Raw genomic sequence first — 22,224 nt, 5'->3', positions numbered from 1 at the left:
TCTACGGGCGCCCCAGCCCGCGGTAGTTCCATCCGGCTGCACGCCATTTGGCGGCATCCAAGACATTGCGACCGTCCAGGATGCGGGGCGAGCCAACCGCCGATGCGAGCTCATAGGGGTCCAGGTCACGGTATTGCTGCCATTCCGTGAGCAGCAGCAAGGCATCGGCCCGCTGGACAGCCTTCTCGGTATCCGCTTCGTATTGCAGTTCTGGGAACCTGCCGGCAGCGTTGGCTAGAGCCTTCGGATCCGTTACCGTCACCACTGCGCCCTGGAGCTGAAGTTGGGCGGCAATACTTAGAGCCGGGGAGTCCCGGACGTCGTCGCTCTCAGGTTTGAATGCGGCACCGAGGACTGTGATCCGCTTGCCAAGCAACATCCCGCCGCAGAGTTCTCGGGTGAGCTCCACTACCCGAGTCCGGCGGCGCATGTTGATCGCATCCACCTCGCGCAAAAAAGTCAATGCCTGGTCTGCGCCCAGTTCCCCGGCGCGGGCCATGAACGCCCGGATGTCTTTCGGGAGGCATCCCCCGCCAAACCCGATTCCGGCATTGAGAAACTTCCGGCCGATTCTGTCGTCGAGGCCGATTGCATCGGCCAACTGGGTCACGTCGGCCCCGGCCGATTCACAGACCTCCGCCATGGCGTTGATGAAGGAAATTTTGGTCGCGAGAAAAGAATTGGCCGCTGCTTTGACTAGTTCCGCTGTTGCCAGGTCTGCCACCAATCGAGGAGTGCCTGCATTCAGAGGAACGGAGTAGATCTCGTCCAATATTGCGACGGCGGGATGATCCTCGGAGCCGCCCTCGACACCGTATACGAAGCGGTCCGGTTGGAGGGTGTCTGAGACGGCGTGCCCCTCGCGCAGGAACTCGGGATTCCACATCAGCTGCGCGGTCGGCTGGACCTTTCGGACCATTTCTGCCAGTCGAGCGGCGGTGCCCACGGGCACTGTGGATTTCCCAACGACGATGGTTCCGGCTTGGATGTGGGGGAGCAGCGCAACGGTTGCGGCGTCAACGTAACGCATATCGGCGCCATTCTCACCCTTCTTCTGTGGTGTTCCCACGCAGATGAAGTGGACGTCGCTTTCGGCTGCGGCGGTAATGTCCGTTGTGAACGTGAGTCTTCCGATCGACTGCACCTCACTAAGGAGTTCGTCCAGCCCGGGCTCGTAGAAGGGCGCCTGCGCAGAGGCAAGGGCAGCGATCTTGTGTTCATCTACGTCGATGCCGACAACGTTGTGCCCTAGCTTAGCCATACAGGCTGCATGCACGGCACCAAGGTATCCACAGCCGATTACCGATATTTGCATTGTTTGTTCCTTGACTATGAAGGGCGTTTGTCAGCAGTTGTTAGTAAGCACCTGAGCCACGAAAGACGGCGCGAAAGGTCTTCAGCAAGATTATGAGATCCCCAGCCAGCGACCAGTTTTCCACGTAGTACAAGTCAAGCCGGACTGAGTCCTGCCAGGATAGATTCGAGCGCCCACTGACCTGCCAAAGCCCGGTGAGGCCAGGCTTAACCAGGAGCCGGCGACGAACATCCTGCTCATACGCGGCAACTTCGGAAGGCAGCGGGGGGCGCGGGCCAACCAGGCTCATGGAACCCGTGAAAATATTGAACAGCTGGGGCAACTCATCCAAGCTGAATTTCCGGATGAATTTTCCAACGCGTGTGACCCGTGGATCGTTCTTCATCTTGAAGAGAATCCCGTTTCCGTCACTCTGGTGCGCCAGCTCCGTCAGCCGCTGTTCTGCATCAACAACCATCGAGCGGAATTTCAACATTTCAAAATGCTCGCCTTCCATCCCGACTCGCTCTTGTTTGAAAAGGGCAGGACCTGCGCTCTCCAGCTTTACGAGTATTGCCACACCTGCCATGACGGGTGAGGAGATGATGATCAGAAGGGTAGACACGAGGACGTCAAACAGCCGCTTCGCAACGCCCTGACCACCATCCAGAGTAGGTGTCGTCACATGGATCAGCGGTAGTCCAGCAACCTGTTGAGTGTGAATCCGTGGGCCCGCGATGTCTGTTAACGCTGGGGCCATGATCAATCCGATATTTCGGGACGCAAGCTCCCAGCCAAGATGTCGCAGCGTTTGAGGATGAAGTTGAACTCCGGCGGACACCGCGACCGCGTCGGCGCCGCAGGCATCAATTGCCTCGATAATCGAACGCGCGTCAGGTTTGTATCCCAGGACTGGCAACCCAGACTCCTGTTCGATGCCGGGTTCCGCGTGGGTTCCCGGTGTGTAAGCCGCTACGGGCAGGTAGCCGGCATGCCTTGCACGTTCCAGCGAAGCCGCTAGATGCGCGACAGCACTGGGACCACCCAGGATGAGCAATCGCGACATGCTGTGGCCACGCTGCCGGTTGATATTGAGGTGTTGTCTAATAAGCCAGCGGCCAAGGAGTAGCCCAACGAGGCCTACCGGAAGTGCGACTCCGACGTATCCTCGCGCGGTGTCAATGCGGAGCACGTAGGAGACGATGGCAATAAGTCCGAATAGCCATAGTGAGGCGGCTGCGACTCTCTTGTACTCGTCGGGCCCCGCGCCGAGTACTCGCGTCTGCCGGCTATTCCAGGCCCCAAGCATCATCCACCAAACGATGGCCAAGGCTACCGAGAGCCAGGCATAAGCGAATTCCTGGCCAGCTACTACGAAATCCGGATCAATACCGAAACGGATGATGAAGGCACCTACCACGGCCCAAACCACCACGAAGGCATCAATCACTCCCAACAGACGGGACGATCGTGAACGCCAGTCACTGCCCGCAGGCATCAGTAATCCCCCAATTTAGAACTCGATTGCCGCGGTTCGACGGCGACGGACGCTTCCGGCTATCGCCGAATGGATGCGAGGTTTTGTCGATACCAGTCGACCGTTGAGCGAATGCCTTGTTCGAGTGCGATCGATGCTGACCAGCCGGCCTCCGTCAGCTTGGAGACGTCGAGGAGCTTGCGCGGAGTTCCATCGGGTTTGGAGGTGTCCCAATGCATGCCGCCCTGGTAGCCGACCGCTTCGGCCACGAGTGATGCCAGTTCCCTAATGGTGACGTCAGATCCTGTCCCGACGTTGACCTGTGAGGGGCCGTCATAGTTCTCCATCAGGTGTAGGCAGGCCGCGGCCATGTCATCCACGTGTAGGAATTCGCGCCGCGGCGATCCGGTTCCCCAGTTGCTGACAACCTCCGCTCCCGTTCTCGCCGCTTCGTCGTAGCGGCGGATAAGGGCAGGAAGGACATGCGAACCTTCCGGGGAAAAGTTGTCCCCAGGCCCGTAGAGATTCGTAGGCATTGCCGAGATCCACGGCAGCCCATGCTGACGGCGGACGGCCTGGACCTGCATGATTCCGGCGATCTTGGCAATGGCATAAGCGTCGTTCGTCGGTTCCAGGTGTCCAGTCAGGAGGGCGTCTTCCCGAATGGGCTGTTCCGCGAATTTGGGGTAGATGCATGAGGATCCTAGGAACAGGAGGCGTTCAACCCCGTATTCCACCGCAGCGTCGAGAACATTCACCTGAATGCGGAGGTTCTCGCTGAGAAAGTCCACCGGGTACGTGTTGTTGGCTAAAATGCCTCCAACCTTGGCTGCCGCGAGGACAACGTGTCGAGGCTTAGTCTCTGCAAAGAACTGGAATACTGCGTCCCGGTCCTTCAAATCGAGTTCCGTCGACGTGCGTCCTGCGAGATTGGTGAAGCCCTCGGCTTCAAGCTTGCGCCAGATCGCTGAACCAACAAGTCCACGATGTCCGGCCACATAGAAAGTTGACGCCCGGTCCAGTTGGCCCGGGACGAAATTGAACTCCGTGGTCATCAGTTCTTCCAACTGTCGAGCTCAACGGTGTCGATCCAGTGATTCCCTGCGTGCTTCAGCGCTTCGATGTCGGCATCGACCATGATGCGCGCCAACTCCGGGGTGTGAACCGAAGCCTTCCAGCCAAGTTTCTCCTGAGCCTTAGAGGCGTCTCCCACCAAGGCATCAACTTCAGTTGGGCGCAGGTAACGCTCATCAAAGCGCACATGGTTCTCCCAGTTGAGACCGGCATGCTCGAAGGAGATCTGGAGAAAGTCACGAACGGTGTAATTGCCGCCGGTGGCCAGGACAAAATCGTCGGGCTCATCAGCCTGCAGCATGCGCCACATGCCTTCGACATACTCGGCGGCATACCCCCAGTCGCGCACGGCGTCCAGGTTTCCCATGTAGAGCAGATCTTGTTTTCCGGCCTTGATGGCGGCAACCGCACGGGTGATTTTTCGGGTAACGAACGTCTCGCCGCGCCGGGGTGATTCGTGGTTGAAGAGGATCCCGTTTACTGCATACATTCCGTACGCTTCTCGGTAGTTCTTGGTGATCCAGTAGCTGTACACCTTCGCAGCGCCGTAGGGAGACCTCGGGTAGAAGGGAGTGTCCTCATTCTGCGGGGGCGGCGTGGCCCCGAACATCTCGGAGGAAGACGCCTGGTAGAACTTAGTCTCAATTCCGGACATTCGAACCGCCTCGAGGAGACGGATAGTGCCTACACCAGTGGTGTCGGCAGTGTGCTCTGGCTCGTCGAATGAGACTCGGACGTGCGACTGGGCCGCCAAGTTGTAAACCTCGTCCGGTTTGATATCCGCCAGCAGAGTCACGAGGCGCGCACCGTCACTAAGGTCGCCGTAGTGAAGAAATAGCTTGGCTTTAGGGTCGTGCGGGTCGACGTAGAGATGGTCAACCCTGGCTGTATTGAACGTCGACGCCCGCCGGATCAGACCGTGAACCTCGTATCCTTTCGAGAGCAGAAGCTCGGCAAGGTAGGAGCCGTCTTGTCCCGTGATCCCAGTAATAAGTGCGCGCTTGGTCAAAGAGGGCCCCCAAATATTTGCAGTAGATGAACGTCGCGGCGTGCGGGCCGCAGAGCTGACGACAGGTTCGTCATGCCCTGCGCCGCGAGTTCATTATAGGGGGAGGATCACGACTCTACTGAAAGCTCCAGGCCACGCGTGTTCATCTGTGACAGGCACTACGATCTGCCGCCATTGCGCTCGAGGCGACTCTGTGGCCTTCGCGTCCCGTGCTTGCTCTCGTGTCATAATTCGAGGGGGGCGACCCTGCGTACATGGGGCACTCGAGCTATCGAGGCTGAGCGTCAGGGAGGGTCAGGTCACGGCTCATCAGCTGAAAACGACTTGGGCCAAATAGACAACGCCATGATTAGCGGCGGCCACAGTCGTATGTCACTGATCTAGATATTTGAGGAACTCATAGGGAGGGGCAACGCAACTCGCGTCAAACTGAGGTGAACCGGATATGGATCAGCTTTGGTTTTGCTCGATTCCTGCCTCGTGACGGACGGACGAGCCGTCAGTGCCTCATCTTTACATAATCAAAATCCTGCAGACAGCGGCCGACCTTGGCTAGTGGGCGTGTCGCCCTGGCTTTGCACATTATAATGTTAGTTCGTTTAGTTCGGAAATGGGCTAGTTCGTATTGGGGGTTCGCTAGCAATGAGTTCGATCGGAATGTTTTCTTCTGAAAATCTCTTTCTATTTGCCACTGTTGTTTTCTTTTTTCAAATCATTTTCAATAAATTCGACCTCCAGTTGATATTCAAAGGAGTACTAATTTCGAGTCGAGTCCTAGGTCGTCAGGAGCAAGGACGATGAGCATGCCTTCGGTTACATTCTTGATGGCGGCTAGAAATGCAGAACGAACGATTAGGTCAGCGATCGATTCTGCGGTCCATCAAGATTATGACGGAGAAGTTCGCGTAATTGTAGTGGATGATGCCTCCACTGATGGGACGCTGAGCCAGATTCCATCACGGGACGGTGTGGAAGTCATCCAGAACGTTCGACGTCTGGGGCGCTCTGGATCTAGAAACAAGGGACTTGGTGCGATCACCACAGACTTTGTCGCAATTCATGATGCTGATGACATATCTCTCCCGAACAGGCTTGATTCGACTGTGCCGTTGGCACTCGACGCAAGAACCGTTGTCGGATCTCAACTAATTTGGCAAGACCCGCGAACGGGAATTTATGGAGGGCCACAGTGGCCCTCAACATTTGACGATACTGAGTTCGCGCTTAGGAATTTTCGCACGCCTATTGCGCATCCATCTATGGTGATTCCTGTAAAGCTTCTCCGTGGAGTCGGAGGCTATGATGAATCGTTTCCTGTCGCCGAGGACCTTGACCTGATGATTCGGCTTCACAGGAAATATCCCGAGATTCGTTTCGTGAATTCTGCGGATCAAACAGTTGTGTATATGCGCACACGTTTAGATTCGCTCTCATATAGTCTTCAGTCCAGTTATTGGCGCAGTAAGGTCGAAGCAATACACATTGGTCGGCGATCGCCCCGGGCCTCTTGGTTGCTTGATGCGTCCGAGCGTTATGTCCGGCAAAGGGTGCGTTGCGTCCGTGGCAGCGCTTTCGATATTCTTCGGGGCTTGGCCAAGCACGATGCTTGACACCAAGATTTTGCCGTCCAGCGCGCGAAATGTGCTGAGTTCTTCGGTTTTGCTGACAATTGCTTCCATAGGCTTCATGGTGCCAGGGTTAGTGCGAACAAAGATGGCTGGTTTGACGATGGGGGAACAGGGCATCGCTTTGTTTGGCCAGTTATCGCAGATGCAGACGCTGCTCATCACCCTTGGCGGGGCGGGATTGGCGACAGCCACTCGAGTATTATTAGTGCGCAATGACTTGTCCGCCAAGGAGCGAGATGCAGCCCAGAGCTGGCTACTCTGGGTTCCCGCCGCGGTGTCGCTGCTGATCATCATAGCGATCGCGTCCTTTAGCGGTTCGATTTCCCAAGCGGTCCTCGGTCGCGATTCGTTCGCCGCCGAAATCATCCTTGCTGCGGCGGGAATACCCCTGGCCGTAATGGGCCAGATCGTTTTGGCAACCGCGCAGGCTCGGAGAGAGTCCTTCCGGTTAGTGATTGCAGCAGTCGCTGCCGCTTGTGTGGGCGGGGGCGTTGTCGCCGCCCTTATGTCCGCTGGTGATGCCCGGGTAGCCGCCTCAAGTCTGCTCATCGGGCCGGCTGTTCAGCTAATTCTCCTAGTAGGCATCTGCCGAACGGCCAGACGGGGATTCATTTCGAAGCCAAAGTTGGACAAGCAGCGCCGGCGGGAGGTCGCAATGCTAGCGTGGGCAAGCCTTATTCTGGGCGGGTTTGCTGCGGCCTCCGAACTCGCCTCCCGATCAAGTGTTGTTCACTTCCGAGGCCTGACTGAGTTGGCGGCATACCAACCTGTTGCCTTGCTTGTGACCACGTCAATGAGTCTCATCCTGGGTGCCGTTGCCACTTCGTCACTCACGGAGTTGGCTGGTACTACTGACCGAGCGCTTCTTGGCAAGCGGATCGGAGAGATTGCTGTGAAGATCATCCCTTTCCTTGGTCTCGTCATTTCTCTTGTTGTCGCATTGTCGCCCCTAGCGGTGTCACTGCTATATGTGCCTAGCCTCGTAGGACCTTCTGCCCCGCTGATTGTTCTAGCGTTTGCCGGCGAGCCGCTTCGCGCCTTGGCCTGGATAGCAGGTTCATGCCTCTTACCCCTTGGGCAAAGAAAGAGTTGGCTGGCGGTTGGCTTACTCACGGTCGGTGTGCAAGCCTCCGTTTCGCTCTCCCTGGCTTCCAGCTGGGGCGCTTATGCACTGGTTGCTAGCCTGACGGCCGCCAGCATTGTCACCGCTGCAGCGACACTTCTTGTTCTGCGGGCTGGAAGCATCAGGCTTTCGATGCAGGCGATCATCACGTCCCTCGGCGTTTCCATCGTCGTGGCCGGACTACCACTTTTGAGCCATTTCGTCATCTTCAGCGTGGTCCCCGGGGCCGCTGTTGCGATGGTATTCGTCGGACTATACATTTTTATTTCCAAAAGATTTCAAAAGACAGTGGAGGGATTGAATTGAACCTGCTGCCCCGTCCTGTAAGCATCGTTGCCTTGCGCGGAGGTTTCGGCAACCAACTATTTGCCTGGGCCTACGGACAGGGGCTAAGGAGTCATGGTCACAGCGTTATCTACGACCCGGGAAACCGGCTTGGACGAGGTTTTGCACTACGTGATCTAATCCCACGTCGGCAATTATTACCCCTCCCTGCCTTGTTCTGGCGGCAAATTGTAAAACTGGTTCCCAGCGGGCCTCGTTTTTTCAGAGCGATGTTACTTCTGGAAGATCAAAGAGAGCCCTCAGTAGCGCCCATCGCGGCCTCAGCGGGGTTTAGATTTCACTGGGGATATTGGCAATCGTCCGATTATTTTCAGACTGTAAGGGAAGAAGTATTCGATTCACTCGTTCACTGGTTGAATGTCGACGTAAGGGAGAATTTATCGGAGTGTGCCATTCATGTGCGAAGGGGCGACTATGTTTCCGATATTGGTGCCGCCTCCGTAATGGGAACTCTTCCGTTGAACTACTATTGTCGGGCCATTAAGCGCATGAAGTCCGTAGGTTATTCAAAATTTGTTGTCTACTCCGATGACAGGGACTGGGTGAAGGAGAACCTTCTGCCAATGGACTCCTCGATAGAAATCGCTGAAACGGATGCAGCAGAAGACTTCGCTCAAATGGCAAGGTCGGGGGCGCTTATTACGGCTAATAGCTCGTTTAGTTGGTGGGCGGCTTTTCTCGTTTCGAGCCTCGGCGGCGAGGTAATCGCACCACGGGAGTGGTTCGCTGATTCAACTATGGACTCGACTAGACTCATCCCTGACACGTGGATTTCGCTTTGAGTCAAAGAGAAAAAAGTGGCAATGTTAGATTGCGGCAACGCCAACGTGCGGTCATTGTTATATGTACTTACAAACGAATCAAACTTCTATCATCTCTGATTGAGATGATCGCCACCCAGATCGCGCAACTTCCCTCTGAATATGTTGTCAGAATTGCTGTCATCGACAATGACCCGGAAGGATCAGCAGTAGAGCACCTCACGGCGTTGAAGTCTCGCCTTCACGCAAGTGGCACAGTCCTTGACGTTCACCACGAACCAAATCGCGGGGTAGGGCATGCACGAAACCGTGCATTTTCAGTGGTGACGGACGATGAATGGCTCATCTTCTTCGATGACGATCAGATCCCCGCCCCAGCCTGGTTGCGGTCGCTCTTGGACGCGTCGGGCAGTTACACAGGCGACATATATGTCGGGCCGGTGCGACCCACGCTACCCCCGAGCTATCCCAAATGGGCAGAAGGTGCGTGGGCATGGTCGAGACCAGAGTTTGCCGATGGTGAGTTGCGCGACCACGCGGGTTTCGGAAACATCATGCTGTCACCGTCTGCACTTTCAGACCCATCTTGTCGCGTGTCTCCGCCCTTCGTGGATGGCCCCGGTGAAGACACATCCGTCACATCGGCTCTGTCGAAAAGAGGATTTCGAATTGTTCATGTGCGCAGTGCAGGCGCGTGTGAGCCTGTAACCGAAGATAGATTGACGGTCGCTTGGGTGCTGGCCCGAAACCGCAGTGCGGGTCGCGCTTGGGCGAAGCTGACCCTGAACAACAGGAAGGGGACGGTCCGGTTGGCTTTTTCTTTCTGCCGGTTGCTTTGCGATGGCACCATTCTTGGCGTTCGCGCTGTTGTGCGTGGGAGTTCGCGCGATGCCATATGTGCAAAAGCGCGGCTCGCAACAGCGGCTGGCTACGTCTCCGCCACGTATGAGTGTCTGAGGGGACTGGGGCCTAGGAAGGTATTCGCACACTCCCGGCTGACTAGGCGGCCATTTGACCTATAGAAGGGTGTTGACTGGGTGAGCGTTGATGCCGACATGAATAGGGCAAGCAACGGCAAGTAAATACAGGCCACCGACCACTATGTTGTGGCATCGATTTGAATGATTGGGCAACATACGCCATCTTTTCTAAGACACCGTCATCAAAGCGTCCAGATTGGCCAGGTCGGGGCCGAGAAATCGCTCCAGGGCCGCGTGGGTGTTGGTCAGCAGGCCGCGGATCCTGTTCGGCGTTGCGGTCTGGTTCGGCGGCTCTTCGTGGTTGATGGGGATATTGATTCCGTTTCGTAGCTGAAAGGAACCCGTGACCCTGCTGGGATGAGTGTGTGTATCTAGCATTCAGCCAGGAACAGGAACAGGAACAGGAACAGGAACAGGAACACGAGCACGACTGAGCCTACCGAGGCGGCGGTTGACGCTGCTACCAGCATCTTCAACCTGCCCGACTATCGGGTCATCTCGGCCGCAGTGCTGGACGACGGCCGGCGTCGGGTCATACCGAAACTGACCAGCCACGGGGTTGTCCGTCCTATGGTGTCGTGGCGACGCGGCAAAAGAACACAGTTCCAGCGGATCCGGGACATCCCTGTCGCCGGCGCCGTGGAGGTCATCTGGTCCAAGTACCGCTGGTTCTGCGGGGAGCCTGCCTGTGACCGGCTCTCATTCTTTGAATCCACTACCCAGGTCCCGCGCCGGGCCCGGCGTACCGGTCGAATCCGGGACGAGGTTGTTTATGCGGTTATCCGGTCGGGCCGGGCCGTGTCCGAAACCGCTGCAGCGTTCGCGGGGTCCTGGCGGATGGTCCGTGCCGCGCTGAATGACGCCTGCCTTCTCGCCCTGCCTGACGTGGATGAGCTCAGCCCGCGGATGCTCGGCATCAATGAACACCGGTTCCGGTCCGTGTGGTATTTCCGTGACCCTGATTCCAGCTCATGGATCGGGCATGAGTCGTGGATGACTACGATCGTGGATCTGGAGACCGGGCAGGTCCTTGGGGGTGGTCGACAGCCTGGACCATAAGGGCGTCGGGGACTGGCCCTTCGCCCGCCCGCTTGGAGTGGCGCCTGGGCCACCAGGTCGTCGCGATTCCCCCTCGGCCGCGTTCCGAAAGACCTGAGGATGTCCCCACCACCGCTGTCGCGGTCGACCACTTCCACCGGTCTCCTTGGGCAACCAGCCATGACTGAAGCCCGGCAGAAACTCTCCCAGCAGGTCAAGGGCCGCCGGGGCCGGGGCATCGATTAGGTCTGGGCCACCCGATGCTGCTCCTGCGAGCCAGCGAGACGCTCGCAGAGACCGCAGCCCACCTCTTGGCCGGGGTCTCCGCCGCCGATGACGCCGCCGGCAAACTGCGGGCAGTGTGGAAGGTCAAGGAATAGCTGCGGATCCTGCTGCGCACCAACTCCCTGGCCGACGCCGCCGCGGCGAAAGACAAACTCAAGGTCCTGTGTTGAGGCTGCCGGATGGCCGGAGATCAATAAGCTCTACCCCCCTGTGTGACGGTGCTGAAGGGAGATTGAGGTCCTCACCGTCACCGGCGCCTACCCCAACGCCTGCAAATACAAATCGAATATTCTCATGACTAGTGACGTCGGGACGGCGGCATGACACTCACCCAGGAATCCGGTTCCCCACGAACTTTGAAGAGCCCAGTTACGGGGGCAGCAGTCATGCAGGGGACCGAGGACAGCCCACCCACGTCCTACAACAGAAACGGGCTACGAAAAGTGACGGGGCGCAAGAAGCCTTCTTCTAAGACGAAGTCTGATCATTGCGCAATAGTTCAAGTCCATGAACAAAGTTGGACGCCATTTTTGCTACGGTGTACTTCCGCGCTGACTCGGAAGCAGCCTCTCTAAGCCGATGCAGGGCTTTACTGTCTTTCAGCGTATTGGTTATGGCATTGGAGTACGAAATTACATCGTTTTCAGTGACGACAGCATTATGATCGGCTTCCAAGTATTCAAACTCCGGAGCGTGCCACGGCCAGTCGGTAGTGATGATTGGGGTGGCACTGGCGAAGCTGTCGACAGCCACAAGACCAACTCTCCCAGGCATGAGGAGAACATCTGATGCGGCCATGGCCATGGCTTTTTCTTCGCCGAAGAGCGAACCGAGGTAGAGAAGCCAAGGCCGTTCGCTGGCAGCTCGTTCAATGAACCCCTGGAGAGAGCCGCGTCCGGCGACTATAAGTCTAAATTCATTGTCTGTGGCGTAGACCCTGTCACTGGCCTCGATCAAGAAGTCCAGTCGCTTGGACGTGTCCAGACCACCGATAAAGAGCCCCGTCTTGCCCTTCAGATCGTATTTCTTGTCGAAGGCTTGCCGGTCTTCAATTGAGATTCCTGCGATAGAGGTCTCGAGCGAGGCTGAGTCAACGGAATTCTGGACGATTGTGATCCTGTCGGCACAAAATCCCGCGTCAGAGACCGCACGGCCCCCGCTTGGCGTATAGGCAAAAAACCAATGGCCCCGCTTTGTTAGAAATTGCTTGACCAACTCTTGGAAGCGGCCCACTTCAGTCGTAAATGTTTTCCCATGTCCCCAAAATGCGATACGAGTGCGACGGCGATGAAATAGAAACGCGTAAGTTTCAAGGTTTCTGACAGCCTGTTCCAGAATCAGCACGTCATAGGGGCCACGATTCCACACTGCCCATGGTGACTTGTAGACGAGGTGTCTGCCCCGAAGTCCAAAGAATTTTGTGTGCATTGGCGTGGCGTATGTTTCGCTGACAGAATCCCCGCGGTCGTTCCATTCCGGCGGCGGCGCACCGTGAAAGACGTCGATTTCGATGCCGATATTGGATCCGAGCGCTATGATTTCGTCGAAGAATGGCTTTCGATACTGGGGAAACCAAGGATGGACGATTGCAACCCGCATCAATCTTCTACTTTCTCAAGTCGACAGAGACCACGGCTATTCAGCACTACCCAATGAGCCGCGAAGTCGGCTTCACTGAACCTCCTCTTAAGAATTGTTGCAGGTGACCCGGCAACAATGGTGTTAGGTGCCACATCCTTTGTGACTACGGCTCCGGCAGCAATGATGGCACTGTCACCTATGGTCACTCCAGACAGGATTACGGCCCCATAACCTATCCACACGTCTGATCCAATCCGCGTCTGGTGGCTTAGCTCCGCTGGTCTATCGCCGACCCAGTCCGCCTCACGAATCGGAGTTCCGACCACATAAGCATCATGGTCAGTCTTGCCCACAATCCCTACCGCGTTGGCGATCAGTACGCTGTCGCCTATCCGACCGTCTACTTGGATCGTGACGTTCTTGCCAACGTAGACGTCGTTCCCAATCGACAGATGATTTGGCGCCCAGAGGACGGATCCGGGCCCCACATGGAAGTCTTTGCCGTACGCAACGTTTTGCCTGACGGCTAGTTTCTTGGCAAGAATTCCCAGGGCACCCTTTATCAACTGCTGGTCCTCTGGTTGTTTCGTCCCTGAGCGGGCCGGTGGCTAATGACAGACCAGAGAAAAATCAGGTTGCCAACAAGGTAGCGCTTCCATAGCCGCCGTGGCTCCGACATGAACCTAAAGAGCCACTCGAGACCAAGTTTCGACATCCATTCAGGTGCTGTAGGTTTTGTACCTGCGGAGAAGTCGAAAGCAGCACCTACTGCAATGGATAAGACTGGTAGTTCGGCGGCGATTCTGCCAACTTCCCAGTCTTGTTTGGGAGTTCCCAGCCCCACCCAGACGATTTCTGCCCCTGTCTCGGCGATCGTTGCGTCTTGGACCAGGATCTCTTCATTAGTCAGTTTCCGAAACGGCGGACTGAACGTACCAACGATGTTCACTCCTGGATACCTCCGACGAAGGCTTGCCTCTAGGAGGATGAGTGTTTCTTCGGAGGACCCCAGCAAGTAATGCCTAACATCTGAGGACCGTCCCAAGTCCATTACGTCTTCAAAGAGTTGAGGTCCGCGGATCTGCTGTAAGCGGATACCATTCTTGTGTTTCCACCATGTTAATGGTTTGCCGTCGGGAAAGTTTGCCGTAGACGATCTCAGAAGCTCTGCGTACTGGAGATCTTCATGAGCAAGGGCCATGGTGTATGCGTTCACTAGGTGAAAGCTTAAACCGTTGGATTCCTTGGAAGACTTAGCCATCCGGCACAACTGTTCTGCTGCATCCTTGGGGGCTGCATGGACGAGCGGGATCCCTGCTAGAGCGACGGTTTCGAGCGGGAATTCTTGAGTGAGCATCGAGAGATCTGGCCTCTTTCGGAATGTGAACTACGGATTTTACCGTCAGGCATGGAATGTCGAACCATAGTATTGAACACGGCTGGTTCGAGTCCTGACGATAGAGGCAGTTATTCGTGGGGCAGTGGAAAGTTTCTGGCCGGTCGAATGCCTTGCGCTGCGAATTCAGAATCGTAATCAAGATGGCCGACATCCGGGGCTTCACTCGTGGAAAGAGAGTTATCAGACAAGGAAGACGGACTCGTAGGGCGCCCCTCTTGAGTGTAGTAGCTATACGAATACGCATCGGGCCCCTTCGCAGGGAGTCGATTCATTACCACGCCCAAAACGTTGGCCGCGACCATTTTGAGTGCACTGAGCGACCTCTCGAGGTCTTGTCGTCTAAGCTTCTGCGATCCCACCACGAGGAGAACTCCGCCTACGTGTTGAGAAAGAACCGCAGCGTCGGTCACCGGCAAGAGAGGCGGCGCATCAATGATGACGGAATCAAATGCGTGCTCAAGTCGGGCAATTAGGTATTTCATCTCATCCGAACCGAGTAGTTCGCTGGGATTTGGGGGAATCTGACCTGACGTAAGCACGAATAGGTTGTCGTTGCCCCAATGTTGTAGCAAATCGTTGACGTCGGCGAGCCCAATCAATGCTGTCGTGAGCCCGGCACTCCTGTCCAGGCCGAGGTACTCATGCACAGACGGCCGACGCAGATCGGCGTCAATGAGGCAAACTGACTGTCCAGCTTGTGCAAGTGCGATGGCCAGGTTCGTTGCGGTTGTGCTCTTCCCCTCGCCAGGAACGGAGGACGTGACCAGCACGCTCTTCGCCTGACCGGATATGTTTGCGAACTGCAAGTTGGTTCGAAGTTGGCGGAAAGATTCGGCACGCGGACTTTGATGTGCGGTCTGGGTCAGAAGTGGTTTCTTCTGGGCATCTTGGTCGAACGCAATACCGCCCAAAAGCGGGGCATCGGTTGTGCGTCTCAGGTCGACTTCGCCGCGGATTCGATTGTCCGTGGTGGCTTTCAGAATGCTAGCGCCCATGCCCAGGGCAAGGCCCAGGAGCAGTCCTAGAATTAAATTCAACCGCGTGTTGGGTGCGGAAGGAGCCGAAGGCGCCATTGCGGGCTTGATGATCGACAAACTTACCGGAGACGCTCCCCCGTTCTTGGGCTTTTCTAGCGAATCAACGGCGTTTACGAGACTTCGGGCAACCGCTTGGGCGATGGCGGCAGCCTGAACGGCGGAGTGATCCGAAACCGCAATGCTTATGAGGACCGTGTTCGCTTCGGTGCCCGCAGTCACATGCGCGGCGAGTTCTTGTGCCGAGACCTGTAGACCGAGGGCATCAATAACGGGCTGGAGAACAACTGGCGAAGCTACGGTCTTCACATATGACTGCACGCGAGCTTGGCTGAAGGTGTTGCCTTGCTGCAGCTCCTGCACTGACCCCGAACTTTGAATGGCTACGAATAGCTGGGTATCTGCCGTATACGTTGGCTGGGTGAGCGCGGAGGCCCCACCGCCCAGGAGTATTCCTGCCAGGGTGAAGGCCACTATCAACATCCAGCTACGGCGTGCGATGCGCAAATAGTCTCGTAGGTCCAAATCGGGTCCCCCTGGGTCTGCACAGGGGCAACACAAGTGCCTACCCCCAGTAACACCAAAATTAGTGCGGTCCCAGCAATTGTACCCGGCTACAGGAGCCCGAAATTCGACAGACACTGCCGTGAGGCACCAGCGGGCTCTAGCAGTGTCCCCGACTCGCACCGACGCTTACAGCGGCAGCCTAGGAGCCGGCCAACACGCCACGAGCTGCTGCAGGGGCCGGCTCCGAAAGACACCTGACGGGACCAAGCGTCAGGCACCGGCAACGCGGTCAACTCGTCGTGGAGCCGACAGATATGCAGGCAAGACGGGAGGCATCATAAGAGCCGGTTGCAGAGGCTGCGGTGGGCCGCGGCGAGTCTGCCATCGTTCGTCTCTATTCGGTCATTGCGTCTCCTGAGCTTGCCACGGCAGGGAACGCCAGATCTATCGGGCGGCCGAGCGACGGTTGTTATCCGGCGGGCGAGAACGGTGCAGCTCGACTCGCTGGCCCGGGTGGCGGGCACTTCTTTGACGTAGGCCTTCGTGGCTGATGCGGTGGTGAACCGCGAACGGTCGTCGCTGATCTCTGCCAGAATCCGTGAGCCGGTATGGGATCTGAGCCCGGGAAAGCTGCTTAGGGCCTCTACGTCGGGGCATGTGTGAAATCTTCAACGACTGGCGTCAGATCTTCAAAGCCTAGGCAGACGGCATCGAAATGCATGAGCAGGGATGCGAGGTGAATGCCGAAATCAGCTTCGATTGCAAAGGTTGATGGTTGGCGGACACCGCATCCTTGCGAGTTTGACGGTGGTGAGACGTTCAGTGCCGGGGCACGAGAGGCCGCAGGACGATTAGCGCGTGTCCAGGTCCTCGAACACCAGGAACGTCTGGGTGTCCAGGACTCCGGGCATGGACTGCAGCTGGTCGAAGATCACCCGGCGAAGGTCGATGTTGTCCACGGCGCGCACCAGCAGGATGACATCGAAGTCCCCGCCCACCAGTGCGATGTGGTGGACTTCGGGGATGGCGCGCAGGAGTTCGCGCAGCTCGCGCCAGGAATGCTGGCGCACCTTCAGCGTGACGTAGGCGGAAGACTTCAACCCGGCCTTGATGGGATCCACCAGGGCGGTGAACTTGGTCAGGACGCCTTCGCCGGTGAGCCGGGCAATCCGGGTGTACGCGTGGGCGCGGGAAATGTGGACGTTCTCGGCCACCTGGGTCACGGACATCCGGCCGTCCCGGGTCAGCTCCGCGATGATGTTCCGGTCCACGTCGTCCAGCGGCACCGGCACCTGCTCCGCCTCATGCTCTGCCATTCGTCTACAACCCCCGCCGGTAATCCAGCTCACACTTACGATTTGTCTCCCAGACTAGGGCAAAATTGTGGACTTCTCCACGATTCGCGGTGGAGGTGGATACGAAACAGCGGCTGGCGGCATACTGGGAAAGATTAGTGGCTACAGAAGGACGGACCAATGACGATCTCCGCAGACCACGCTGCGCAGCAACACGCGCAGCAGGCGGCGCAGCAAAATCCAGGCAGTGAGGCCGTGAGCAAGTTCGGCATCACGGTTGAGGACTACATGCTCCCCGCCCGCCACCAGATCCAGATGGTCGGCCCCGACGGCACCCTGAATCCCCACACGGAACAGGGCACCCAGCCCGGGCACGAATACAGCCTGCCGAGCGAGGCCGAACTGCTGGCCGCATACGAACAGCTCGTCGTCGGCCGCCGCGTCAATGACCAGAACTCCGCGCTGGTCCGGCAGGGCCGCATGGCCGTCTACCCCTCCAGCCACGGCCAGGAGGCGTGCCAGGTTGCCGCCGCACTGTGCCTTGCCGAGGGTGACTGGCTGTTCCCCACGTACCGTGACTCCGTGGCCGTGATGGCCCGCGGCGTGGACCCTGTCCAGACGATGACTCTGTTCCGAGGCGACTGGCACGGCGGCTACGACCCCGCCAAGAACAAGGTCGGCATCCAGTGCACCCCGCTGACCACCCAGCTGCTGCACGGCGTCGGCGTTGCCCACGCCGCCAAGCTGCGCGGCGAGGACACCGTGGTCCTGGCCATGTGCGGCGACGGCGCCACCAGCGAAGGCGACTTCCACGAGGCCCTGAACTTCGCCGCCGTCTTCCACCTGCCCGTGGTTTTCTTCGTCCAGAACAACCAGTACGCGATCTCCGTGCCGCTTGCGCACCAGTCCGTTGCGCCCTCGCTCGCCCACAAGGCAGTGGGCTACGGTATGGCCGGCGAACGCGTGGACGGCAACGACATCGTGGCCCTGCTCGCCGTCCTCGGCCGGGCCGTCAAGCTCGCCCGGGAAGGTTCCGGCCCGCTGCTCGTGGAGGCACACACCTACCGGATGCAGGCGCACACCAACGCCGACGACGCCACCCGCTACCGGCAGGACAGCGAAGTCGCCGAATGGGTGGCCAAGGACCCGCTGAGCCGGATGCAGACCTACCTGACGGACCGCGGCCTGCTGGACGATGACCGTGCCGCCAGGATCACCGAAAAGGCGGAGGCGGTTGCCACGCAGCTGCGCGAAGGCCTCAGCGAAGAGGTCCCGGTGGAACCGCAGGACCTCTTCAAGTACGTCTTCTCCACCCCCACACCACAGCTGAAGGAACAGTCCGCCATGCTCGCCGACGAACTGGCCCGCGACGCCGCATCCACCGCAACCGCATCTGCCGCAGCCACTTCAAGGGAGGCCGGCAAATGAGCCCCACCATCACCACCTCCTCCGAGGCGAACGGCAACGTCAGCGCCGCCACGGCGCGCGCCGCCGCGAAGGCTGCTGTTGAGGCCGAAAAGACCGGGCCGCAGACCATCACCCTGGCCAAGGCCCTGAACACCGCGATGGCGGACGCCATGCACGCGGACCCCTCGGTCCTGGTCTTCGGCGAGGATGTCGGCATGCTCGGCGGCGTCTTCCGCATCACGGACGGGCTCACCGAGACCTTCGGCAAGAGCCGCTGCTTTGACACCCCGCTGGCCGAATCCGGAATCGTCGGCATGGCCGTGGGTATGGCGATGAACGGCATGCGCCCGGTCATCGAGATGCAGTTCGACGCGTTCGCCTACCCGGCCTTCGAACAGATCGTCAGCCACGTCGCCAAGATGCACAACCGCACCAAGGGTGCCGTGAAGCTGCCCATGGTCATCCGGGTCCCGTATGCCGGCGGCATCGGGGGAGTGGAGCACCACTGCGACTCTTCCGAGGCCTACTACGCGCACACCGCCGGCCTGAAGGTCTTCACCCCGGCCACCGTGGCCGACGGCTACCGGATGCTCCGCGAAGCCATCGACTCTGACGACCCCGTCATGTTCATGGAGCCCAAAAAGCTGTACTGGTCCAAGGACCAGGTGGACCTGGACGCGCTGCGCGCCGAGCACGCCGCGAACGCCGAGCGCGGCACGTCCTCCGAGGGCCGGGCCGCCGTCGCCCGCCCCGGCACCGACGCCACGCTGATCGCCTACGGCCCGTCCGTCCCGACGGCGCTCGCCGCAGCGGCCGCCGCCGCCGAGGAAGGCCGCTCGCTGGAAGTGATCGACGTCCGCTCGATCGTGCCGTTCGACGACGAGACCGTCTGCGCCTCGGTCCGCAAGACCGGCCGCGCGGTGGTGATCGCCGAGGCCCACGGCTTCGCGTCCGTGGCCTCGGAAATCGTCGCCCGGGTCCAGGAACGCTGCTTCCACCACCTGGCCGCGCCGATCCGCCGCGTCACCGGCTTCGACGTGCCCTACCCGGCGCCGAAGCTCGAGCACTACTACCTGCCCGGCGTGGACCGCATCCTCGACGCCGTTGACGACCTCCAGTGGGAAGACTGACCATGAGCGAACCGAAAGTATTCCTCCTCCCGGACCTGGGCGAAGGCCTCACCGAAGCCGAGCTGGTGAGCTGGCTGGTGGCCGTGGGCGACGAGATCCGCGTGGACCAGCCGATCGCCGAGGTGGAGACCGCCAAGTCCATGGTGGAGGTGCCCTCGCCGTACGCCGGCACCGTGGCCGTGCTGCACGGCGAGCCCGGCCAGACGCTCGACGTCGGCAAGCCGCTGATCTCTGTTACTCCTGTCGGCGCAGCTGTTTTCGTCGCCGCCGGTGGGGCCGCCGCGGATGATGCCGCCCCCGCCCCTTCGCCGGACAGCATTCGTCCTGCGGACGATGCTGCCGGCTCCGGAAGGCCCGATGCCATTCCCGGGGCGGCATCATCCGCGCCGGCCGGGACCGCTGTTTCCTCACCTGCTGCTGTTGCCGCTGAGGCTTACCGCGAGGAGGAGAAGGCCGGGTCCGGCAATGTCCTGATTGGTTATGGGACGCCGGGTGGGCATGGGGTTGCCCGGCGGACTCGGGCTCCGAAGCGGGCTGCGGTGGCTGAGCCTGTCAGCGAGGTGTCTGCTGTCGAGAAGGCTGCCGATGACCTGGTGCTGCTGCGGACCCGGGTGCCGGGGAAGCTGGGGTCGGTTATTTCTCCGCTGGTTCGCCGGATGGCGCGCGATCATGGGGTTGATTTGGGGGAACTCCAAGGGTCGGGAGCCAGCGGGCTCATCATGCGGCGCGATGTCGAGGCCGTCATCAAGCCGTCACCGGTGGTCGACCGTCCGGCTGCTGCGGAGTCTGCCGAGCCGGCCGCGCCTGCCGCGGGTTCCGGCACCGACGCGCGCACCGGTCTGGGTATTTCCGGACGTACGGCGGTCCGGGGAGTGCGGAAGGCCGTCGCGGCAAACATGTCGCGCAGCCGCTCCGAGATCCCGGAAGCCACGGTGTGGGTGGACGTGGACGCCACGGCGCTGGTGGAGATGCGTGCCGTGCTGAAGAAGGCGGACCCGCACAACACCCCGGGCCTGCTGGCTTTCATTGCCCGGTTTGTTACTGCCGGGCTGAAGAAGTTCCCGGAGCTGAACACCCGGATCGTGACCACCGAGGATGCTGCGGGCGGGGCGATGCAGGAGATTGTGGCCTTCGACGGCGTCAACCTCGGTTTCGCGGCGCAGACCGACCGCGGACTGATGGTGCCTTCGGTGCGGAACGCGGACAAGCTCAGCGCCCGCGAACTGGACGCCGAGATCCGCCGCCTCACCGCCGTCGTGCGCGAGGGCAAAGCGACTCCGGCGGAACTGGGCAGCGGCACATTCACGCTGAACAACTACGGCGTGTTCGGGGTTGACGGTTCCGCCGCGATCATCAACCACCCCGAGGTGGGGATCCTCGGAGTCGGGCGGATCATCGACAAGCCCTGGGTGGTCAATGGGGAGCTCGCGGTCCGCAAGGTCACCGAACTGACGCTTACCTTCGATCACCGCGTCTGCGATGGCGGCACTGCCGGCGGCTTCCTCCGCTACGTCGCGGACGCAATCGAGAACCCGGGGTCGGCGCTCGCGGACATGTGAGCGCTGATGAAGTCGAACTCGTTCCAGTTGATCCAAAGACAGAGCGTCGGACTGAACATGCTGCGTCTTGCTGCGCCCTCCAACCGATCAACTGCCTAAGGTCCGCAGACAGTACTCGGAGATGAGTCGCAGAGATGGGCCGACCCGCCTTGACAGTTATCCGGTCGTTCGGGCCGTTCGGCGGCGATTAGACTTGGGGCAAAATCAGACTTCTGCTGGGGGATCCATGGGCATGCATCACCGTACTCGTCGCCGACTGGAATATGGGGGTCTTGGGCTACTTGGCGCTGCGGCCCTTGTATCTGTCGGGTTGACCTTCGCCGGGGGCCCGGGCCGGGAGCCGCGCCCCGTCGCAGACAAGGTCGCCCGGTACTATGCGAACCCACCGACGCCGACGGTCGCGTCGGAAAGTCCGTTGAAGGTGACACCCGCTGACCAGATCAGGCAACGAGTCACGGGAACCGCGCCACTAACGGTCAGCATCTTCGGTGACTCCACCGGCAACGACGCGGACGAGTGGGTGGAACTGTGGGCGAAGGACCTTGCCGCTAATGCCACAGTGACGGTGAATCACTGGAAAGAGAGCGCGCGGGTGTGGCCGGTTACTAGCTACGGCAAGGCGGCCAGGTCTGTCGCCATCTGGAATGGCAGCGAGCCAGGGTCCACTGGAGCGTATGCGCGGCAGCGGTTTGAGGCGATGCAGCCGGTCAAGCCTGACCTGATCATCTACAGTTACGGCCATAACGCGTCCCCTGCAGGCGCTGCTGGTGATATTGATGCGTTGCAGCGGATGGCTGAGTCTCGCTGGGGTGTTGTCCCGTTCGTGGTCACGTTGCAGAACGCTTCCCGCGGGATATACCAGGCGGTGAGTGCGAAGTCCGTTGCCGATTTGAAGACGTGGGCCGAGCCACGTCACATCCCGACCCTTAACATTGAGACCGTCATCCGAGCCCAGAACCTTGACGCCCTGCTGCTGGACGAGGTGCATCCGAACAAGCAGGGGTCAAGGCTCTGGGCTGACAAGGTTGTCGAGGTGCTGGGCTAGGATCTGCGCGTAAACTTCCGCTCGATCGCGGGCCATCAGATCGTACTGTAGGTGGCGTCTGTGGGGCGAATGCCCAGCACGTACAAAAGGTCCCTGGGTGGCGTAGTGGGGTTCCCAGCTGGGTAGTCGGTGAATGGCCTGGTAGACGTTCGCGAACCCGGTCCCGCCTCTTGTGGGTCAGGCCGCGAGTTGCGAGAGCCGCGCCGCGTGTTGCGGGACCATGTCAGCAGGCATGACGCCAGGCTCTGCCCGA

Annotated in this window: 19 protein-coding genes; 9 read left to right on the top strand and 10 right to left on the bottom strand. The window is 59.4% G+C overall.

Translation table 11 applies throughout. The annotated features are described in order from the left end of the window. Position 1 precedes the first annotated feature (1 nt). From AC1D0A_RS15110 to gmd, 4 genes are all read right to left on the bottom strand, one after another. Positions 2 to 1,315, bottom strand: a complete 1,314-nt coding sequence (locus tag AC1D0A_RS15110) for a UDP-glucose dehydrogenase family protein (RefSeq protein WP_476946163.1) — start codon at positions 1,313 to 1,315, stop codon at positions 2 to 4. A 40-nt stretch (positions 1,316 to 1,355) separates the two neighbouring features. Beyond that, the gene (locus AC1D0A_RS15105; RefSeq protein ID WP_476946162.1) at positions 1,356 to 2,744 is read right to left on the bottom strand and encodes a sugar transferase; all 1,389 of its coding nucleotides are present in this window, start codon (positions 2,742 to 2,744) and stop codon (positions 1,356 to 1,358) included. A gap of 107 nt (positions 2,745 to 2,851) precedes the next feature. Further along, positions 2,852 to 3,826, bottom strand: coding sequence for a GDP-L-fucose synthase family protein (locus AC1D0A_RS15100; protein WP_476946161.1), 975 nt, complete (start codon positions 3,824 to 3,826; stop codon positions 2,852 to 2,854). Then, positions 3,826 to 4,854: a GDP-mannose 4,6-dehydratase gene (gene gmd / locus AC1D0A_RS15095; protein ID WP_476946160.1), complete on the bottom strand. Its 1,029-nt coding sequence runs from the start codon at positions 4,852 to 4,854 to the stop codon at positions 3,826 to 3,828. Before gmd ends, AC1D0A_RS15100 begins: the two co-directional genes overlap by 1 nt. A gap of 797 nt (positions 4,855 to 5,651) precedes the next feature. Between gmd and AC1D0A_RS15090 the strand changes: the two genes are divergently transcribed. The 4 genes from AC1D0A_RS15090 to AC1D0A_RS15075 are packed head-to-tail and all read left to right on the top strand — an operon-like array spanning position 5,652 to position 9,733. Continuing rightward, positions 5,652 to 6,464: a glycosyltransferase family 2 protein gene (locus AC1D0A_RS15090; protein WP_476946159.1), complete on the top strand. Its 813-nt coding sequence runs from the start codon at positions 5,652 to 5,654 to the stop codon at positions 6,462 to 6,464. Next, the gene (locus tag AC1D0A_RS15085; protein WP_476946158.1) at positions 6,457 to 7,911 is read left to right on the top strand and encodes an MATE family efflux transporter; all 1,455 of its coding nucleotides are present in this window, start codon (positions 6,457 to 6,459) and stop codon (positions 7,909 to 7,911) included. The genes AC1D0A_RS15090 and AC1D0A_RS15085 overlap by 8 nt, the downstream gene beginning before the upstream one ends. Next, positions 7,908 to 8,732 carry an alpha-1,2-fucosyltransferase gene (locus tag AC1D0A_RS15080; RefSeq protein WP_476946157.1) on the top strand — a complete coding sequence of 275 codons (825 nt, stop codon included), beginning with the start codon at positions 7,908 to 7,910 and terminating at the stop codon, positions 8,730 to 8,732. The genes AC1D0A_RS15085 and AC1D0A_RS15080 overlap by 4 nt, the downstream gene beginning before the upstream one ends. Continuing rightward, positions 8,717 to 9,733: a glycosyltransferase family 2 protein gene (locus AC1D0A_RS15075; RefSeq protein WP_476946156.1), complete on the top strand. Its 1,017-nt coding sequence runs from the start codon at positions 8,717 to 8,719 to the stop codon at positions 9,731 to 9,733. The genes AC1D0A_RS15080 and AC1D0A_RS15075 overlap by 16 nt, the downstream gene beginning before the upstream one ends. Before the next feature lie 126 nt (positions 9,734 to 9,859). Here the strand turns inward: AC1D0A_RS15075 and AC1D0A_RS15070 are convergent, their stop codons facing one another. After that, the gene (locus tag AC1D0A_RS15070) at positions 9,860 to 10,069 is read right to left on the bottom strand and encodes a hypothetical protein (RefSeq protein ID WP_476946155.1); all 210 of its coding nucleotides are present in this window, start codon (positions 10,067 to 10,069) and stop codon (positions 9,860 to 9,862) included. A 192-nt stretch (positions 10,070 to 10,261) separates the two neighbouring features. Between AC1D0A_RS15070 and AC1D0A_RS15065 the strand changes: the two genes are divergently transcribed. Further along, positions 10,262 to 10,750, top strand: a complete 489-nt coding sequence (locus AC1D0A_RS15065; protein ID WP_476946154.1) for a hypothetical protein — start codon at positions 10,262 to 10,264, stop codon at positions 10,748 to 10,750. A gap of 732 nt (positions 10,751 to 11,482) precedes the next feature. Here the strand turns inward: AC1D0A_RS15065 and AC1D0A_RS15060 are convergent. The 5 genes from AC1D0A_RS15060 to AC1D0A_RS15040 all read right to left on the bottom strand — a co-directional run bounded on the left by AC1D0A_RS15060 (position 11,483) and on the right by AC1D0A_RS15040 (position 16,851). Continuing rightward, positions 11,483 to 12,613, bottom strand: coding sequence for a glycosyltransferase family 4 protein (locus tag AC1D0A_RS15060; protein ID WP_476946153.1), 1,131 nt, complete (start codon positions 12,611 to 12,613; stop codon positions 11,483 to 11,485). Beyond that, a complete protein-coding gene (locus AC1D0A_RS15055; protein WP_476946152.1) occupies positions 12,613 to 13,161 on the bottom strand; it encodes an acyltransferase in 549 nt (182 codons plus the stop codon). Before AC1D0A_RS15055 ends, AC1D0A_RS15060 begins: the two co-directional genes overlap by 1 nt. After that, on the bottom strand, positions 13,158 to 13,952 hold the full coding sequence (locus AC1D0A_RS15050) for a WecB/TagA/CpsF family glycosyltransferase (protein WP_476946151.1): 795 nt from the start codon (positions 13,950 to 13,952) through the stop codon (positions 13,158 to 13,160). The genes AC1D0A_RS15055 and AC1D0A_RS15050 overlap by 4 nt, the downstream gene beginning before the upstream one ends. A gap of 110 nt (positions 13,953 to 14,062) precedes the next feature. After that, on the bottom strand, positions 14,063 to 15,511 hold the full coding sequence (locus AC1D0A_RS15045) for a tyrosine-protein kinase domain-containing protein (protein WP_476946181.1): 1,449 nt from the start codon (positions 15,509 to 15,511) through the stop codon (positions 14,063 to 14,065). An 875-nt stretch (positions 15,512 to 16,386) separates the two neighbouring features. Then, entirely contained in the window at positions 16,387 to 16,851 is a 465-nt protein-coding gene (locus AC1D0A_RS15040) for an Lrp/AsnC family transcriptional regulator (protein ID WP_476946150.1), read from the bottom strand. Between the two features lie 159 nt (positions 16,852 to 17,010). Between AC1D0A_RS15040 and pdhA the strand changes: the two genes are divergently transcribed. The 4 genes from pdhA (at position 17,011) to AC1D0A_RS15020 (ending at position 21,971) form a co-directional block, all read left to right on the top strand. Further along, entirely contained in the window at positions 17,011 to 18,258 is a 1,248-nt protein-coding gene (gene pdhA / locus AC1D0A_RS15035) for a pyruvate dehydrogenase (acetyl-transferring) E1 component subunit alpha (RefSeq protein WP_476946149.1), read from the top strand. Beyond that, the gene (locus tag AC1D0A_RS15030; protein ID WP_476946148.1) at positions 18,255 to 19,367 is read left to right on the top strand and encodes an alpha-ketoacid dehydrogenase subunit beta; all 1,113 of its coding nucleotides are present in this window, start codon (positions 18,255 to 18,257) and stop codon (positions 19,365 to 19,367) included. The genes pdhA and AC1D0A_RS15030 overlap by 4 nt, the downstream gene beginning before the upstream one ends. A 2-nt stretch (positions 19,368 to 19,369) precedes the next feature. After that, on the top strand, positions 19,370 to 20,926 hold the full coding sequence (locus AC1D0A_RS15025) for a dihydrolipoamide acetyltransferase family protein (protein ID WP_476946147.1): 1,557 nt from the start codon (positions 19,370 to 19,372) through the stop codon (positions 20,924 to 20,926). A 421-nt stretch (positions 20,927 to 21,347) separates the two neighbouring features. Next, positions 21,348 to 21,971, top strand: a complete 624-nt coding sequence (locus AC1D0A_RS15020; RefSeq protein ID WP_476946146.1) for an SGNH/GDSL hydrolase family protein — start codon at positions 21,348 to 21,350, stop codon at positions 21,969 to 21,971. The last annotated feature ends 253 nt before the right edge of the window (positions 21,972 to 22,224 follow it).

The organism is Arthrobacter sp. P1_D4, from assembly GCF_056406115.1.
The sequence above is the reverse complement of the archived record's forward strand: the minus strand, read 5'-3'. Positions and strand labels throughout refer to the sequence as shown.

Coding starts and splice junctions, on each gene's coding strand:
- AC1D0A_RS15110 (WP_476946163.1), bottom strand. CDS start 1,315: ATGCAAATATCGGTAATCGGCTGTGGATACCTTGGTGCCGTGCATGCA.
- AC1D0A_RS15100 (WP_476946161.1), bottom strand. CDS start 3,826: ATGACCACGGAGTTCAATTTCGTCCCGGGCCAACTGGACCGGGCGTCA.
- AC1D0A_RS15060 (WP_476946153.1), bottom strand. CDS start 12,613: ATGCGGGTTGCAATCGTCCATCCTTGGTTTCCCCAGTATCGAAAGCCA.
- AC1D0A_RS15090 (WP_476946159.1), top strand. CDS start 5,652: ATGAGCATGCCTTCGGTTACATTCTTGATGGCGGCTAGAAATGCAGAA.
- AC1D0A_RS15040 (WP_476946150.1), bottom strand. CDS start 16,851: ATGGCAGAGCATGAGGCGGAGCAGGTGCCGGTGCCGCTGGACGACGTG.
- AC1D0A_RS15070 (WP_476946155.1), bottom strand. CDS start 10,069: ATGCTAGATACACACACTCATCCCAGCAGGGTCACGGGTTCCTTTCAG.
- AC1D0A_RS15050 (WP_476946151.1), bottom strand. CDS start 13,952: ATGCTCACTCAAGAATTCCCGCTCGAAACCGTCGCTCTAGCAGGGATC.
- pdhA (WP_476946149.1), top strand. CDS start 17,011: ATGACGATCTCCGCAGACCACGCTGCGCAGCAACACGCGCAGCAGGCG.
- AC1D0A_RS15030 (WP_476946148.1), top strand. CDS start 18,255: ATGAGCCCCACCATCACCACCTCCTCCGAGGCGAACGGCAACGTCAGC.
- AC1D0A_RS15025 (WP_476946147.1), top strand. CDS start 19,370: ATGAGCGAACCGAAAGTATTCCTCCTCCCGGACCTGGGCGAAGGCCTC.
- AC1D0A_RS15065 (WP_476946154.1), top strand. CDS start 10,262: ATGGTGTCGTGGCGACGCGGCAAAAGAACACAGTTCCAGCGGATCCGG.
- AC1D0A_RS15045 (WP_476946181.1), bottom strand. CDS start 15,511: ATGTTGATAGTGGCCTTCACCCTGGCAGGAATACTCCTGGGCGGTGGG.
- AC1D0A_RS15085 (WP_476946158.1), top strand. CDS start 6,457: ATGCTTGACACCAAGATTTTGCCGTCCAGCGCGCGAAATGTGCTGAGT.